The organism is Sporosarcina sp. E16_8 (assembly GCF_017347095.1).
In the GTDB taxonomy this organism is placed as follows: domain Bacteria; phylum Bacillota; class Bacilli; order Bacillales_A; family Planococcaceae; genus Sporosarcina.
The window spans coordinates 101993-118902 of the sequence record NZ_JADPRZ010000008.1 but is presented as its reverse complement, the minus strand read 5'-3'; the positions used below and the strand labels follow the sequence as shown (position 1 = coordinate 118902).

The window sequence follows — 16910 nt, the reverse complement described above, 5'->3', positions numbered from 1 at the left end:
TATCATAGTTCCCTTTTTCTCTAATTTACGTTGGACATTAATTTAGCAATCATTGGACAATGGTTACCGTCAATCGATGGACATTAAGCCGTGTCAGTAACAGTAATCATCTGTTCATATTCCGTTCACCTAATCAGATTATAGTTAAGTTATTAAGAAATACGGGGGGCGCAAAGATGAATATTGCATGGAAAGAAATAAAGAAGAATAAAGCGAAGTTTATCATTTTAGGATCAATCATTTTTCTCGTCAGCTTTTTAACATTTATCATCTCAGGGTTATCGAACGGTTTATCCCAAGATAATGCGGCATTAATTAAAGATTTACCAGATGGTCAATTTTACATGAATGCTGATGCAAACGAAACGTACAATCTTTCCCGAATAGATGAAAGTGTACAAACCACTGTATTAAATGAACAAAAGGACGCAGCTGCACTCTCCATTCAAATGGGGTTTGTAAACGATATGGACGACAAGCAGCATAGTATCGCTTTCGTTACTTCAACAGATTCAAAGTCGTTTGAGTCTGTCGATAAAGGAGAAGTAATCTTAGATCGTTCATTGGATGATGATGGGATTAAGGTTGGTGATATATTAACAAATAATCAATTCAGTGGCGAATTTAAAGTGAAAGGTTTTGTTGATCAAAAGAAATACAGCCATGCGCCTGTCGCATTTATTAACATGGAAAACTATAAAGAAATTTACCGTGTGAATGAAATGCAATTGATTTTTGTACCAGGTAAAGAAAAAGCACCAGTGGTAAATGGTTTACAATCATTTTCAAATAAAGAATTCCTCAATACGATTCCAAGTTACAGTGCAGAACAGATGTCACTCAATATGATCATTTGGTTTTTGGTTGCCATTAGTGGAATGTTGTTCGCAATATTCTTCTACATGATGAACGTTCAAAAGATTGGATTATATGGCATTTTAAAAGCACTAGGAGTTAAAACAAGTAGATTGTTCGGCATGATGTGGTACCAGATGATTTTCATCACCCTGATTGCGCTTGGACTGTCAGTCGCTTTAAGCCAGGGCTTTGCATTGATTGCACCAAAAGGGATGCCATTTAGTTTAACACTTGAAACAACTGTTCAATTATCGGTTGTATTCCTAATTATTGGATTTATAGGAGCGACACTGTCCGGTCTGCAAATTAAAAAAGTAGAGCCATTGCAAGCTATCCAACAAGGAGAGGTTTAATATGACGATTTTCACAATTGATGAAGTTACAAAAACATTTACGAACGGTGAAGTGGATGAACAAGTATTAAAAGGGATTAATATTTCACTTCGAGAAGGTGAAATAACAGCGTTAGTAGGCGCTTCAGGTTCTGGTAAAAGTACGATTCTTACAATAGCAGCAGGACTTCAACGTGCAACGGACGGAAAAGTACTATTTGAAGGGAAAAACATGACTGACATGAATCAGGATCAGATCAGAAAAATCAGAGCAAGTGAGTTCGGTTTTGTCTTTCAATCCTCGCACCTTGTCCCTTTCCTGACAGTAGAAGAACAATTAATGCTAATGCTTGACGTTTCTGAAACCAAGTTAAAAAAACGAGAACAACAAGTGGAAATTGAAAAGATTCTCAAATTGGTGGATATGGATCATCGGAAAGATGCCTATCCTGCTTCATTATCAGGAGGAGAAAAGCAGCGTGTGGCAATTGCTCGCGCGATCATCCACAAACCGAAAATGTTGTTCGCAGATGAGCCGACAGCAAGCCTTGACTCCAAAAGATCGAAAGACGTCATGACATTGATCCGTGAGTTGACAAAAACGTTGAATATCACAACATTAATGGTAACTCATGATGAAGAAATGCTTACGTATGCGGATCATATCATTACAATGAAAGATGGTTTGGTGTTATCTTGAAAAACAGACCAATGGATCTTTTACAGTGCGTATTTTCATGAAAACATAGCCCGAAACAGCCATTCTTTTACATGGCTGTTTTTTTATTCTTACCCCATATATTTGTGGTTTTTTTCAAATTAGTGGACACTCGTATTTTTTGTTAAAGAACAATAACTTATTAGCTTTCACCTGGATTTTTCTGATGAAAATAATTTGGTTTAACGACGTCGTTGCTATAAGGTTTATGAAAGACATGAGTCGTAGCAGGTGAAAGCGGCGGAATAAGCCATGTCCAATTACCTGTAATACCTCTTCCTACTGCACACTCATTTTTTTCAAAACTTTTAAATTGTTTGGCTGCAGTATGATGGTCGACTAACGTAACACCGGCGTTTTGATATGAATTCAACACCGCAATATTTAGTTCTACTAACGCTTTATCCTTCCAAAGTGAACGGTTTGACTTTGTATCCAATCCCATAACCTCGGCAACTTTTGGTAATAGATTATAACGATCCTCATCCGCCAAATTTCTCGCGCCAATCTCGGTTCCCATATACCAACCATTAAACGGGGCCATCGGATAGTTAATACCACCAATCTCCAGCCGCATATCCGAAATAATTGGTACCGCATACCATTTTACATCAAGCTCATTAAACCCCTCTTGTTGAGGATGGGTGATCGTCACTTCTTTTACTAACTCCTTTGGTATCTCTAATATTCGAGGCGATTCTCCTTCCAACTGTATGACGAGTGGAAGAACATCATAAGGAGTCCTCTCCCCTATCCAACCTAACTTTACGCACATACTCGTAAATTCAACTGATGTGGAATCTCCAATAATCTGTTCCGCCTCTTCATATCCTGCATAACGGATAAGCTGATGATTCCATACTCTTATCGGATCAATTCCACCTTGTCGTGGCGGAAAAATCGTAATCGATGAACGAATTTTACCGTCATTTGTCGCATATTTAATATGATTCAATAATGCGTCGCATACATCTCCAGCGGTTACTATTGCCCTTTGGTCAAAAACATGAAGCCTGTCCCAGAATAAACGTCCAATACAACGATTATTATTACGCCAAGCCATTCGAGCCCCATGTTCAAGTTCTAGCGAAGTATGGCTATACGTTCCAGTTTCATTTACTGCTATTCGTATTTCCTCTATTCGATTCATCCTTTGCTCTGTTGACATCCCAAGTTCTGCATAACATCTATGTATGAATTGCTCCGCTTCTAGAAGCAATTTATCTGTTTCAGTCTGATTACTCAAAGCCCATCATCTCCATTATTGCTAGTATATCATTCAAAAAGCCTTGTTTCTGCTTCAATTTAGCCAACTTTTCGAACTTAAATTCCAATTGACAGAACAGATAAAGTAATGAATCATCCCCTACATTAACTATAAATTCTCTGTTTCAACCAGAACATGACAGATAACCAAATAAGCTCTTGTTTGCCATAAAATAAATATCCACTTTCTCCATAAAAAAACGCAAACCAATAGGATAATCGGTTTGCGCTGTTTCATTATGATCCCATTTTTCTACGGGCACTGCTAACTTGTTTTGCCTGTTGGCTTTGCATTTTTTTTGCAGATTGTGCTGGATTGCCTTTTGTGTTGTTATCAGCAGTCTGGTTTTTCTTTGCTTCTAACTGTTTTTGAATCACTTCTTTTAAGCTAATCTTTTTCTTTGGCGCTTCTTGTTCATTTGTTTCCTTGTTTTCAGTCATTTAAAATCCTCCTTACTATCGAATAATGATTACTTTTTCTTGTCTCTAGTATAACTGAAATTCGGCGACTACTGGGGAATTTCTGAAATTAATTTTAAAAAACCTATAGTCTTTCTATTTTATCTGTCAATCCATTTCCCGAACTGCTCAGCTATCAGGGTAGGATCTTCCACTGGATCATAATATATTCAATTAGAATGATTAAAACACATAAATCATGCCCTATTGAACTGCCCCTGTAATACGGGCATTTAATAAGAAGAACCATTATATAAGTTGAATGAAAGGGTCTCACTTACAATGCTCTGCGCTTGGCGAAGCCCCCCGTACTGGAAAATACGCTCAACAAATATAGTTTATCTTGTTAGGAGATGACCTCGGTATTGTACCGGCGTCATCTTCTTTAAATCCCACTGATCACGTAGCGTTATGTAAGTGGATAACAGAAGGATTTAGTGCCAGATTTGAAGTTAATGATAAGGTTTAATCTATTTCATTTAGATGAGTTGACGTAAGGAGTTTACTTAGAATTGGCTATAAAATCGCCGATGAAGGCCTTGGAGATGAAACGCAGCATGAGATCCTTCTTCAAATGAATGTCAAATGAATTCAAGGAAATCGTTATTGGAGACCTTTGGATGAAGATGCAGTTTTGGTGTTCTTACGTCAACAAGCCTAAGGTACAATCACCCAAATACATCTCAGTATTGAATAGGATTTATTAAGCATTCATATTTTGAAAACAGAATAAAAGAAGCGTTAGTCAAAAAAAACTTGTTAATGGTAACTTTTTGCTTTATTATAGAAAAATGTTATGGAGTAATCCGTAATTAATGATACTTAAGGAGAGTGGCATGATGAGGAATTATACAAAAGAAGACATTCGCAAATTTGTAGGAGAAGAAAATGTGAATTTCGTTCGACTTCAGTTCACCGATATTTTAGGAATGATCAAAAACGTGGAAATTCCCATCAGCCAGCTCGAAAAGGCGCTTAACAATAAAATGATGTTCGACGGCTCTTCGATCGAAGGATTTGTGCGTATCGAGGAATCCGATATGTACCTCATACCAGATCTTAACACATGGATGGTATTCCCGTGGCCATCAGGCAAAGGAAGGGTCGCACGGCTTATCTGTGATATTTCTCTTGCCAATGGTTCGCCGTTTACAGGTGACCCTCGTGGCAATTTAAAACGTGTATTGAAAGAAATGAAGGAGCTAGGATTTGAGGATTTCAATCTGGGACCAGAACCAGAATTCTTTTTATTCAAGCTCGATGAAAATATGCAACCGACCATGGAGTTGAACGACAACGGCGGCTATTTCGACCTCGCACCAATGGACCTTGGAGAAAACTGTCGACGCGATATCGTCTTGGAGCTAGAAGAAATGGGCTTCGAGGTTGAAGCATCCCACCATGAGTGCGCACCAGGGCAACATGAGATCGACTTTAAATATGCGGATGTACTTACCGCTTGTGACAATATCCAAACATTCAAACTTGTCGTTAAAACAATCGCGCGAAAACATGGCTTGCACGCGACCTTCATGCCGAAACCTCTTTTCGGTGTCAGCGGATCAGGTATGCATTGCAATGTTTCCCTATTCAAAAACGGTGAAAATGCTTTTGTTGACGAAAATGGTGAATTACAATTAAGTACCACGGCATATCAGTTCTTGGCTGGCGTTCTCGAACATGTTCCTGGTTTTACAGCGGTGACAAATCCGACAGTTAACTCCTATAAACGGCTTGTCCCTGGCTACGAAGCACCTTGCTACATTGCTTGGTCCGCTCAAAACCGCAGCCCGCTAATCCGAATCCCTGCATCCCGAGGTATAAGCACTCGGATTGAAGTTCGTTCGGTTGACTCGGCTGCAAATCCATATCTTGCAATGGCCGTAATATTAAAAGCAGGTTTAGACGGCATTAAACGCGAACTCGAACCCCCGAAGCCGGTCGACCGCAATATTTACGAAATGAAACCTGCCGAGCTTCAGGAATTAGGAATCGGTACCTTACCTACTGACCTTGACCACGCCCTCATTGCACTAGGTAAAGATGAACTTATCAAAGAAGCTCTTGGCAAGCACATTTTCACGAACTTTATGGCAGAGAAGAAATTAGAATGGGAAAGTTACCGAATTACCGTCCACCCTTGGGAGATTGAACGGTATATGAAGAGGTACTGAAATAATCGCGTAAAAGAGAACAATTAACTCCCAACCTTCCACACCGCCTTACGTTCACTACGGTATACGACGGTTCAATTCAGATGAATGACGCAATGTTTCGTAACGTAATAATTGACTTTTGCTCCCTTGGAAGCCCCATTAGGTGGTTCCAAGGGTTTTATTTAGTTGTACTGGTGAGGTAGACCACCTAGTTAATTCTAAATAAGTAATTCTGAATATATAGGTAACTAAACAATACTTTCGCCGAACTAGACAAAACTGCCAAGAAACTAAGCAATAAGCTATCGCCAACTTTTACTTTCCCCTCTGCTATTCTCAGATGTTAAGGAGCAATTATCTCCGAGAATAGTTCACCCCCAAAAAATCGAAACTGCACTATAAACTAATAGTAAAGCCATCACTACGTTAAACTGATCTCTATATTTTGATAATAACGTTTGAAACATTGAACCAAACAGACTCCAACTGCTAGTACTAACAAAACCAACAACAGCCAAAAATAATGAAAACAGTAGTAAGCTAACATTTGAAGTATGATATGGCAGGATGAACATTCCCACTACTGTTATTCCATATAAAACACCTTTTGGATTTATAAATTGCAAAAGCATGCCCGCCAAAAAACTATTATATTTGCCTGTTTCATCGGCGTTCTCACTATCTTTACTGGTTATTATTTTTACGGCTAGATACAACATATAGCCCGCTCCCAGTATCATCATGGGAAGTTCAATTTTCGGAATGAAATTATGAAGCAATAGATTAAAATAACTAGCTAATAACATAATACCAAAGAAGCCTGCACCTACTCCAAAACAAAACCGCAGTGTTTTCTTAAACCCATATTTATTCGCAAATAACATGGCCATAATATTATTGGGGCCTGGCGTAAAACTCGTGACAAAAACATATAACAAGAATGATACAACGGACATATTAGACCTCTCCCTCAACGAGTGTGTTATACTGTCTAAAATGGACGGTATAACGTTTTATTTTCATTGTACAATTCAGACGTTATATTGTACAGAAGAAATTGGGGTGTCTGTATGCAAGAAATTCATCTTATCATTGCAAAAAACCTTAAAGCTTTACGAAAAACTAAGAAATTAAGTTTAGAAAAGGTAGCAGAATTGACAGGCGTCAGCAAAACGATGGTCGGACAAATTGAAAGAGGTGAATCGGCCCCAACCATTACAACAATCTGGAAAATAGCAAATGGTTTAAAGATTTCCTTTACTGCCCTTATCAATAATCCACAGCCAGACACAAAAATCGTGTTGAGGAGCGAAATTCAACCATTATCTGAAGACAATGGAAAGTATCGGGTCTATCCCTATTTCCCCTTCGAAGATGACAAACGCTTTGAACTGTATTCAGTAGAGATAGAAAAAGGAGGATTTCTAAGTGCTGATTCGCACATGGAGGGCACTGAGGAGCTCTTAACTATTTTTAATGGGGAACTAACAGTACGTATAAATAATGATGAACACACCGTGAGAAGCGGTGATTCAATCCGATTCAAAGCTGATAGACCTCATAGCTATCATAATTCGGGGGAAACATTAACTCGCTTAAGTATGGTTTTATATTATCCTACTTAAAAAAATCCGTTCTTTAGGTAGAAAAGGATTCAACAAACCGTATTTTTTATTTACAGGGGAAGAAGAGGTTCATACTGGAAAGTTTTTTTCAAATACCTCTCCTACACACACTACTCTACTTGTAATTATTCAAAAATACGTTTCCCTTCGAAATGTAGTCATCTAAAAACAAGCCATCGAGATTGTCTCGACGGCTTAGAATTAACATAAAATCACTTTTCCCCAATTTTACTCTTCGAATCTAGATAGTCTATAAGAGGTTTCAGAGGAATATGATACAATCTAGAAAATAAGACAAATAAAAGAGGTGAACGATATCTGCCGAAACATTAAAACACTATTTAACTTTGCCCCTCCAGCTACCGACGAGGAAATCTTTGCAGCTTCGCTTCAATATGTTCGCAAGGTTTCTGGTTTCAACAAACCATCGAAAGCAAACGAGGATGCTATTAATCGGGCTATTGAGGACGTGGCTCTCGCTACGAAAAATCTACTAGACACACTGGTAACTAATGCCGAGCCACGTAATCGAGAAATTGAAGCAGAACGTGTTCGTGCTAGAACTGCAAAAAGATTTGGAGCTGAATAGATTTCAGGAAGGTTATGATTTATTGCCCGATTAGCGATAATCTTCGATATATCCATGATTTTCACATTCCACTCAATCCTATCTAAGTATTGATGCAATGCCATAAACGCCGAGGAATTCCTACGTTTATATAAGGTACAAAGTCATATCGAATTAATTTTCACTTATTGAAAGTTCCTTACTTTCCCGATAGAACCGATTTCAATAAAACATGATTTGGTTGGTTAGTTCCACGTTACAGCAAAATACCGTTCTTACATGATTGTTTTGTGAAAATCCGAGCTCCCCTGCGGTACATTCGAAATACAGCACTGGGCATTCTAGTTCAATAAGTTCAATCGGCTTATTTAAGAAGGATGCAAAATGTACGCGCTTGGCCGCATCTTTTGGCTTGAACTTCGAGACTGTCGAAATTTCCAATGCATTTAGCGCAGTTATATACGTCTGAGCCTCCGTTTTCGCATTTGCTAAGTCTGTTACATTTGATTGTTATCTAAAAAATCATTCCGCATGGCAGATCCATCCCGCAAAAAGTCCAGTAGAATAAAATCGAGTACTATTTGTAAAACCAGATTCCGCCAATAAATTTTCGATTTTTTGTTCAGGAATGAAAGAAATATTCATAATCCCTTTGCCCATCTCGTCCAATTTAGACGAATCGTACCCGACATCAAAGAAAAAGCTTTTCCATACGTTTATTCTGTCTTGCAGTTCGGCATCATCAGGATCTCCGTATGCGGTAACGAGCACGAATGGAGCTCCCGGCTTCAACTTATCTTTAATGGTTCTAAGCAGTTCCAACTTCTGTTGTACATCTTTTATGAAGTGAAGAACTAAGATACAACTTGCCGCGTCGAATTTAGAATCTGCAGGTGACAGGTCAGCAATCGTTCCCTCAATAAGTTTGACACGACTTTCTAAGCCTAATTGAATTGATTTATGCATAGCCATCTGAAGCATCTCTTTAGAAGGGTCAATCCCGGTAAATGTCCATTTGGGGTTAGACGGTCCCCATGCGGCTAGTTCATTTCCGCCACCCGCTCCAACCACGAGCAATGATGGCTCTTTTTCACCCAATTGAGCTCGAAAATAGGATTGAACCATCGTAAATAACATATCATATGTGGGAATCGAGACTCGAGCGTTTGCCTCGTACGCAATCGTATGTTTGGAATTGAATGCAAGTTCTTCTGTCATTATAAATCCACCTTCATTGTTTAATTTTGTAGTGAAGTATCACTGGTTGTAAAATGATTTTGATGCATTTTACAACAAACGTCTTTCACCGATTTGCCTTACCACTGGGCTTTAGAAACGTTCCATCGTTAAATCCATATTCACAGAAAATGCAGCTTTACTACCATCCGTTGCAGCATACAGTAACGAAGAGGGTCCTGTATTCTCCGTTTCACCAGCAATATATACATTTTTTACTGTTGTACGTCCAGAACCATCCGTTACAGCCGCCCCCAATTCAGTAAACTCGCACCCTAGTTGTTCAACAAATTTATTGGGACGATAAAAGGTAGGCAAGACAAATCCGCCTGTTCGTGCGATAATCTCCCCAGACTCAAACTCAACCTGTTGTAAAGAGCCATCCTCCCCGTGTAATTTCAGGATAGGTTCTGCCATCACCTTAATGCCCCGTTGTTGTAACAGTTCGATTTTCACTGTAGACATTTCATTTCCATTCGTTGCAACTACTCAATCTTTTGACCAGTTATACACTAGTTTAGCCAAATGAAGCGCGTGATCTTCTTTTTCAGCGAGGATAACTAAGGGCTTGTCCCGAAGTTCCCAACCATCACAATACGGGCAGCTAAACAGACTTTTTCCGTAGTATGTTCTAACAGCTGGAATGGCTGGTAAAATTTCTTGCACCCCTGTAGCTAAAATGATTTTCTCTGTTAGGTATTCATGCCCATCCTTTGTCTTGACCTTAAACCACTCAGTAGTAGGTTCTTTGATAATTTCAGTAACCGTCGTTTTAATAATAGATACGGAAGGATATCTTTTCAGTTCATCGAAACCAAGTTCTTTAAATTCCTGTGGTTTAATGCCATCCCGTGTGATAAAGCCATGTGTCTCTTGCGTAACCCTATTCCTGTTCGTCCCATCATCCAAGACAGCTATCTTTCTTCTTGCTCGGCCTAACACTAAGCTAGCACTTAAACCGGCTGGTCCAGCCCCAATAATCATACAATCAAAAACTGTCATTTTCCTCCTCCCTTCTTTTTAAGTAAAATCTTATTCGATTATATTAAAGATATAAGCTATCTACAATGTCGCTAATATAGCTAAAAAAATGACGGTTTAAAGAGTCACTGTCATTTTCTTTGCAAGATCCCCTATTTTTTGATTTACTAATTCATGCTCCATCTTTTCTTCTGCTGAAACCATAACCTTTTGAATTAAGCATTCAGGATTGTGATTTAGACAGCCATCAAATAAAGAAGTCGATCCTTCGATTGCATGAATAATATCTAAGAACGAAATAGTTTCCCAATACGGTCTTAACTTATACCCACCATTCGCTCCTGATACCGATTCAATCATGCCTGCCTTGACTAGTTTTGTTAATATCTTGGATAAGTATGAAGGGGAAACTCCTTGAGCCTCAGCCAATTGTTGGACACCAATACGCTTTTCAGAAGCAATCGATGTTAGATACATTATCGTATGAAGTGCATAATTCGTCGCTTTAGAATATTTCACGTCGCTAAACCACCTTAATCACAGACCTTAAGTATCTATGATATCCTTTATTTTTCCGAGTGTCAACTATATTGAGCTCGGACTCATCATCGTGCAAAACATTGATTTAACTATGTAGGTTCGCTTGAACACAAAAACAAAAAGAACCCGAGTTTATAAACGCGTTACCGGTAAATTCGATTGAGGCCGGTTCCACTATAACGCACATATAGTCACCGTATGTTGCTAGTATTGATGTGGGGGTGGGAATAATAGTGCCAACGCTTAAGTCGGAAAGGTTCAAGTCTTAATCTGTAATATGAACTTCACTTCCATCTATATTCATTCCGAAATTTAAAAGGGCAAATTTCGAAAATAGCCCATTAGTAACAGTGGAAATTAGACATGATTAAGTTTACGTTTGCAGGACAACATACAAGACATGAGGTGAAGTTATGAAAAAGATCGTACAACTCCTGATGGTCTTATGTTTATTTGCTCCGTCCCTTATCCATGCGCAAACGAAAACATCCGATGTGAAAATTGCTTTTATTCGAGATGGTCATTTATGGCTCAAGGTCGATGACAAAGAAGAGAAATTGACGAAAGAAAAAGCGACGTATAATTATCCTCCCCAATGGTCTTTCGATGGAAAACTGCTTCTTTATCAAAAAGAAGTGGCTGGCAATATAATCGATACGAAAGGCACTTCAAATGAATTATGGGTTTATGATGTCGCAACAAAAAAGCATCGCAGAATTTTTCGTGACGGCTCTAATCCAAAATGGTCTCCAACAGAGAACATTGTTGCCTTTAGCGCTGTAGGTGTATTGAATATAGCTGATTTGGAACACTTCTATAATATTGCTATAGGTGTTGACGATTATGCATGGCAGCCAGATGGAAAAGGTTTTATCGCGTCATCAAGTGCTACTCCCCACCCAGATGGCTGGACCCATCCAATTCTTTACACCATTTCGATTGAGGGTTATCAAAACAGAAATACCTTAACAAATAACGCCAAGAAATTATTTGTAATACCAAAAGAGCTAGGAAAAGATGACGTGAAAATCCTCTCAATCGACGTGGGTTCGTTTACGTATTCTCCAAACAAACAATGGATAGCTTTTGTCGTATCCCCTACTGCTTCATGGTCGATGGACAGCGATATGCTTTGTGTGATTTCTGTAGACGGCAAAAACTTTGAAGTGATTGATGAGCTCAACCAGGAATCCAAGCCGAAATGGGCTTACACCAAAAACTTGCTCGGTTATATTGCCGGGGGCGGAAGGATTGTCTTTGGTTTTAAAAATAAGGATCTAAAAGTAACCGAACTCCCTGCCGATCAAACAGTAACGCTTACACCAAAAAACTATGCTGAAATGGGTTTTTCATGGGTAGATAATGCTTCATTAATCGTTTCCAGAGTACCGGAAACCGAATGGTCCGATGAGGCTAACAAGCGCCCTAAACCGGTATTGTATCTATTATCACTAACCGATCCAAAACAATTACAAATAACGAAGCCTCCAAAAGGCCAAGGGGATTTTACACCCATTTTTTTACCCTCCATAAATAAAATCACTTGGACAAGACAAAGTGATTTAGTAACTTTAAAAGGTGATTTATGGGTGGCTGATCCAAATGGTGACCATGCAAAAGTGTGGGTCCATGATATAGGGCTAGAGTCATATGACTTTTTTCCATCACGGTGATTGAGCGTAGTATGTGACAGAAAATATAAATAAGCCATCTCTTTAGTGGAGTGGCTTATTTGTGTATGCAACAACTTATCTGGAAAAGTGAAATGTAGTAGCTCTAGCAATTTGTTTCAAGAAGCCCTTTAAACCGCAGCTTCCAATAATAATAGTAAATCCTCTTTAGAGAAATGATAGTGTTCATTACAAAGATGGCAGTGTGCTTCAGCTTGCCCGTCCGTCTGAATCATTTCTTGAATCTCGTCACTTCCTAAACTGAAGATGGCATTGGAAATTCTCTCCACGGAGCATTGACACTGGAAATGAACAGGCATTTTTTCTAGAAATTTCACATTTCCAGTACCCAGTAGGTGTTCAAGTATCTGTTCCGGCGTCATATCTTGCTCAACCATCGAAGAAATAGGTGTCATTCCTTTCAAACGTTCCTCTATCGCATTGACTGTCTCCTCATCTGTACCAGGCATAAGTTGAATGATGAATCCCCCTGCTGCTTGGATTGTATGATCAGGATTTACCAAAACACCCACTCCTACTGAGGAAGCTACTTGCTCTGAAAGAACAATATAGGACGTAAAGTCTTCATCTAGCTCACCCGATACAAGGGGGACATGCCCAACAAAGGGCTGCTGTAATCCGATATCTTTTGATACAGTTAGCATTCCATCCGTTCCAACTGCTCTTTTCACATCTAATTTACCTTGTTCATTTAAATCAAAATGAGTTTGAGGATTTGTGACGTAGCCCCTGACTTCCCCTTTGGTATTCGCATCTACTAGAATGGTTCCAAGTGGACCACCGCCATTTATTTTGACCGTTATTTTCTCCTCACCTTTGAGCATTGCACCGAGTATCACGCTGGCTGTCATAGAACGCCCAAGTGCAGCGGAAGCAGTTGGCCATGTCTTATGGCGACGTTGTGCTTCGCCAACGCTATCTGTAGTTCTCACCGCATAAGCACGTACTTGGTTATTATAAGCAGTTGCCTTTACTAAATAATCCTTCACTTCATACATTCCTTTCTTCTTTCACAGTTAAAAAATCTCCTTTGCCAATAAGCGATAGACATTCAAACGTTTCACTTGCGAATGAGGAATGCTACAAATCATTGCTTCACCAAATCCATATCGTTCTTGCTCTTCTTGTAATAGAGCTGCAATTTCTTTCGAAGATCCCACTAAGTGGATTTTACGACTTTCTTTAATCATCATGCGGTCCATTTCCGTCAGTGGATAATCACGGGCTTCTTCAGGCGTCAAAACTTGCCCGACCCTGCCTTTCATAAACTGTAAACGCCAAATATCTTGAGGCATTGCCTCAAACTCAGCTTCTTCTGCAGTTTCGGCGGCTGTCACCATATAGGAAACATTGATTTCCGGTTTCTCCATAAACGCTGAAGCTTGAAAATTATTCTTATACGTATCTAAAATCGATTTTGACATCTGACCATTAAAAAATTGTGCAAAAGAATAACCAACGCCCATACGTCCTGCTTGAATGGCACTATTGCCACTCGAACCTAATAGCCAAGCCTCAGGCAAAACAACTCGAGATGGCGTAGCAATCGTTTTATTATAAAGGCTATCGCCTGGTACTTCATCGTTGATCAATTGCAGTGCTAGTTCGAATTTTCCATACATATTGTTCACCATTGGAGGACGCCCTTCAGATAAAGCATAGATGGAATCGTTATCGCCTCCCGGAGCTCGGCCTACACCAAAATAAATCCTACCTGGTGAAAAAGCACTGAGTGTCTTAAATACTTCAGCCAGCATTAATGGGGAATAATGCATCATCATCACGCCGCCAGTACCAATACGAATTTGTTTCGTTTTGGCAGCTAAATGTGCCGCAGTCACCTCAGGAGCCGAGCTTGCAAAACGTTTGTTCCATGATGTTCAGCCATCCACATGCGATGGTAGCCCAATTCATCTGCCAAAACGGCCAGTTCTTCTGCCTTTTCCAAAGCATCCGGCGCACTATTTCCATTCGTAACGGGTGCTTGATCCAGTACACTTAACCTCATTTAGTTAACTTCCTTTCCTCTTGTACTTTGTCAGGTGTCACATCATTGCCAAGTGGATCCAGAACGGTTATTCCAGAGACGGTATTAAGAACCTGTCCGCGAATTTCGCGTAAGTAATCTTGTTGCAAGACGGTTTGTTCTACCATTTCGGCATTGGTCAACCCCTCTTCCCTTTGCTTTTTTGCTAATTCATTAATACGATCTAGACCTTTAATCATCTATATTCCACTTCTTTCATAATTTATTTGCAGGAAAATGAGGAAGCACATATTCGCCCAATTCTTGAATCACTTCTGCTGCAGGGCGTGTTCCATTCTTCAGCCCAAACATTACATGATTAACTCCGGCATCCTCGTAAGCATGTAAATAATCAATTAAAAATCGATAACCCGATCTAAACCCACCCTTTATTGGCTTGGGTGCTTCTTTTGGATTCTCTGATAAATCAATTGCCAAAGCTTGAGCAAATGGTTTGAATCCGCCAGTTGCTTGCCGCCATTTTTTCACAAGTTCGCGCTGTTCATTGACACCTTGAGAATAAAATAACCAACCATCTGTATGCTCCGCTAGCCACTCAATTGTCTGGCCAGAATACCCCGTTCCCAAAATCGGAATAGCAGATAAAATTGGTTTGGGAACGATATCACCTTGAAGCATGTCAACTCGCTCTGTCTGTATTTGCGGGAATACTTCTTTCCAGACTTTTTTCATTACCACTATAGATTCTTTAAATAACGCTTCTTTTTCGTTAACATCCACTTTAAATACCGGGAATTCAATGGGCCTATCACCAGTGGCAACACCCAATAACAGCCGCTGATTCGATATTTTATCTAGCGAGGCAGCTGATTTTGCTACGTGAAGTGGGTGGCGCAATGTCGTCACAATGCTTGAAGTACCAAGAGCAATTCGATCCGTATGTGCTGCTACGTAAGAAAGCAACACCCACGGATCGTATAGAGCTCCAACATCACCAAAATTCGAATCGTAAAGGGGAGAATCTCTGACAAATAAAGAGGCAAATCCTAGACCTTCCGCCTTTTTCGCCAGTATCATTTGCTCATCTAAATCCATCGTTGGAAAACTTCCTGCATACGATTCCAAAGGAAATGTTAGTCCCAGCGTTAAATTATTCTCTTTAAATGTTCGTGCAAAGCCTTGATGAGATTGGAAATCATTCATAATAGTTGTTCACCTACTTACATGTATTCTCTTATAAGACCATTTTTCCGTTTATCCATTCTTTTAAATCTTCTACTTTTCTGGGAAAACGATTAGCTGTTTCTTCATCTAAAGATGCAATTGTTTCTCGCTTCAATATCGTTCTCCAAGTTGATTCAGCCTCATCCATTAAATCCGTTAACAAGCAGCATCTATCTTCTTTTTCCAATTCAAGCATGTCATCGAGAATACCACTCGGGGAATAAAGTGATTGTTGGCCTTCTACTGCAAGATAAACATCGTATATCCGAATCTCTTCCGCTTTTTTCTTTAATTTAAAGCCACCCTTCACACCTGCAACGGAAGTAATCAGGTCTGCACTAACTAACTTCCTTAACAACTTTTGAAAATAAGTCGGTGAAGTCCCTAATTGTTGACTGATGGCATCTCCAGGCAATACCGCTTTATCCGGCAACATATTCAGTAAAAGAATGGCGTATACAGATTGCTCAACCCCTGTTTTCATTTGCATGAAAATCACCTCTGTATCTTTTGTATTTTTTGAACGTTCATTAACGAGACTAATACAGATAAACATTATCCATATTAGAAATATTAAACTACTGCTAGATGAAGGTCAAATAATAAAACTCATGAATTAAATTACAATCCATGAGTTTTGGTAATTTATGATATTGAGTGGACACATGAACCATTGAAAAACGAGATGATTGTTCTTCATGACCATAGTGAAATTCCTGTCTTTGACTATTTCCCCTTATAAGGCGCCTTCGCTCAGTTTATATACGTCAATCATTTGTTCAACATATATAGGATCAAAGTCGAAGAAAAGATACTCTCGACTTTGATTTGTTTGTTATTTCCCAGTTTCAGCAAAATGCTGAATACGAATACCAATTTCATCACGAACACGTTGGAAAAAAACCCGTTTTTCTTCATCAGTTCCTTCTGCTTTAGCAGGATCATCAAAGCCCCAATGTTCACGTTTGATATGAGGGGGTGTCATCGGACACTTGTCAGCAGCATCCCCACAAAGAGTGACGACAAAATCTGCATTAGTTAAGATTTGTGGATCGATGATATCAGAGGTTTGATTTGAAATATCGATTCCAACCTCATTCATGGCTTTCACAGCATTTTGGTTTACTCCATGGGCTTCAATTCCAGCACTTAGAACTTGCCATTCTTCTCCTAGAACTTTTTTACCCCAACCTTCAGCCATTTGGCTACGGCATGAATTACCCGTACATAGGAAGTAAAGTGTTTTTTTCGACATAAAGAAAACCTCCT

Annotated in this window: 16 protein-coding genes and 2 pseudogenes; 6 read left to right on the top strand and 12 right to left on the bottom strand. The window is 39.3% G+C overall.

What is annotated here, in order from left to right:
- The first annotated feature begins 176 nt into the window (after positions 1-176).
- Positions 177-1211, top strand: a complete 1035-nt coding sequence (locus tag I2484_RS08945) for an ABC transporter permease (protein ID WP_207150684.1) — start codon at positions 177-179, stop codon at positions 1209-1211.
- Between the two features lies 1 nt (position 1212).
- Positions 1213-1890: an ABC transporter ATP-binding protein gene (locus I2484_RS08940; protein WP_207150683.1), complete on the top strand. Its 678-nt coding sequence runs from the start codon at positions 1213-1215 to the stop codon at positions 1888-1890.
- Between the two features lie 160 nt (positions 1891-2050).
- Here I2484_RS08940 and I2484_RS08935 read toward each other — a convergent pair whose 3' ends face one another.
- Both I2484_RS08935 and I2484_RS08930 read right to left on the bottom strand, forming a co-directional pair.
- A complete protein-coding gene (locus I2484_RS08935; RefSeq protein WP_255551244.1) occupies positions 2051-3154 on the bottom strand; it encodes a nitric oxide synthase oxygenase in 1104 nt (367 codons plus the stop codon).
- A gap of 257 nt (positions 3155-3411) precedes the next feature.
- Positions 3412-3615: a hypothetical protein gene (locus I2484_RS08930; protein ID WP_207150682.1), complete on the bottom strand. Its 204-nt coding sequence runs from the start codon at positions 3613-3615 to the stop codon at positions 3412-3414.
- 857 nt (positions 3616-4472) lie between these two features.
- Between I2484_RS08930 and glnA the strand changes: the two genes are divergently transcribed.
- Positions 4473-5807 (top strand): type I glutamate--ammonia ligase, encoded by a 1335-nt coding sequence (gene glnA / locus I2484_RS08925; protein WP_207150681.1) that lies wholly within the window; start codon positions 4473-4475, stop codon positions 5805-5807.
- Between the two features lie 353 nt (positions 5808-6160).
- Here the strand turns inward: glnA and I2484_RS08920 are convergent, their stop codons facing one another.
- Complete coding sequence (locus I2484_RS08920) at positions 6161-6745, bottom strand: LysE family transporter (RefSeq protein ID WP_207150680.1); 585 nt, start codon at positions 6743-6745, stop codon at positions 6161-6163.
- 114 nt (positions 6746-6859) lie between these two features.
- Here I2484_RS08920 and I2484_RS08915 point away from each other — a divergent pair, with 114 nt between their 5' ends.
- Positions 6860-7414, top strand: a complete 555-nt coding sequence (locus I2484_RS08915; RefSeq protein ID WP_207150679.1) for a helix-turn-helix domain-containing protein — start codon at positions 6860-6862, stop codon at positions 7412-7414.
- Between the two features lie 316 nt (positions 7415-7730).
- Complete coding sequence (locus tag I2484_RS08910) at positions 7731-8003, top strand: DUF2277 family protein (protein WP_207150690.1); 273 nt, start codon at positions 7731-7733, stop codon at positions 8001-8003.
- Between the two features lie 501 nt (positions 8004-8504).
- Here I2484_RS08910 and I2484_RS08905 read toward each other — a convergent pair.
- The 3 genes and pseudogenes from I2484_RS08905 to I2484_RS08895 all read right to left on the bottom strand — a co-directional run bounded on the left by I2484_RS08905 (position 8505) and on the right by I2484_RS08895 (position 10718).
- Entirely contained in the window at positions 8505-9200 is a 696-nt protein-coding gene (locus I2484_RS08905) for a class I SAM-dependent methyltransferase (RefSeq protein WP_207150678.1), read from the bottom strand.
- Positions 9201-9311: 111 nt separating this feature from the next.
- Positions 9312-10220 (bottom strand): annotated as a pseudogene (locus I2484_RS08900) (NAD(P)/FAD-dependent oxidoreductase).
- A gap of 96 nt (positions 10221-10316) precedes the next feature.
- Positions 10317-10718 carry an Rrf2 family transcriptional regulator gene (locus I2484_RS08895; RefSeq protein ID WP_207150677.1) on the bottom strand — a complete coding sequence of 134 codons (402 nt, stop codon included), beginning with the start codon at positions 10716-10718 and terminating at the stop codon, positions 10317-10319.
- A gap of 434 nt (positions 10719-11152) precedes the next feature.
- Between I2484_RS08895 and I2484_RS08890 the strand changes: the two genes are divergently transcribed.
- Positions 11153-12412, top strand: coding sequence for a TolB family protein (locus I2484_RS08890; RefSeq protein WP_207150676.1), 1260 nt, complete (start codon positions 11153-11155; stop codon positions 12410-12412).
- 128 nt (positions 12413-12540) lie between these two features.
- Here the strand turns inward: I2484_RS08890 and hslO are convergent, their stop codons facing one another.
- The 6 genes and pseudogenes from hslO to arsC form a co-directional block, all read right to left on the bottom strand.
- The gene (gene hslO, locus I2484_RS08885; protein ID WP_346014170.1) at positions 12541-13419 is read right to left on the bottom strand and encodes an Hsp33 family molecular chaperone HslO; all 879 of its coding nucleotides are present in this window, start codon (positions 13417-13419) and stop codon (positions 12541-12543) included.
- Between the two features lie 27 nt (positions 13420-13446).
- Positions 13447-14438 (bottom strand): annotated as a pseudogene (locus tag I2484_RS08880) (MsnO8 family LLM class oxidoreductase).
- On the bottom strand, positions 14435-14656 hold the full coding sequence (locus I2484_RS08875) for a DUF896 domain-containing protein (RefSeq protein WP_207150674.1): 222 nt from the start codon (positions 14654-14656) through the stop codon (positions 14435-14437). Before I2484_RS08875 ends, I2484_RS08880 begins: the two are co-directional and overlap by 4 nt.
- A 16-nt stretch (positions 14657-14672) precedes the next feature.
- Complete coding sequence (locus tag I2484_RS08870; RefSeq protein ID WP_207150673.1) at positions 14673-15620, bottom strand: LLM class oxidoreductase; 948 nt, start codon at positions 15618-15620, stop codon at positions 14673-14675.
- A 31-nt stretch (positions 15621-15651) separates the two neighbouring features.
- Positions 15652-16131, bottom strand: a complete 480-nt coding sequence (locus I2484_RS08865; protein ID WP_207150672.1) for an RrF2 family transcriptional regulator — start codon at positions 16129-16131, stop codon at positions 15652-15654.
- Between the two features lie 345 nt (positions 16132-16476).
- Positions 16477-16896: an arsenate reductase (thioredoxin) gene (gene arsC / locus I2484_RS08860; RefSeq protein WP_207150671.1), complete on the bottom strand. Its 420-nt coding sequence runs from the start codon at positions 16894-16896 to the stop codon at positions 16477-16479.
- Positions 16897-16910: the final 14 nt, after the last annotated feature.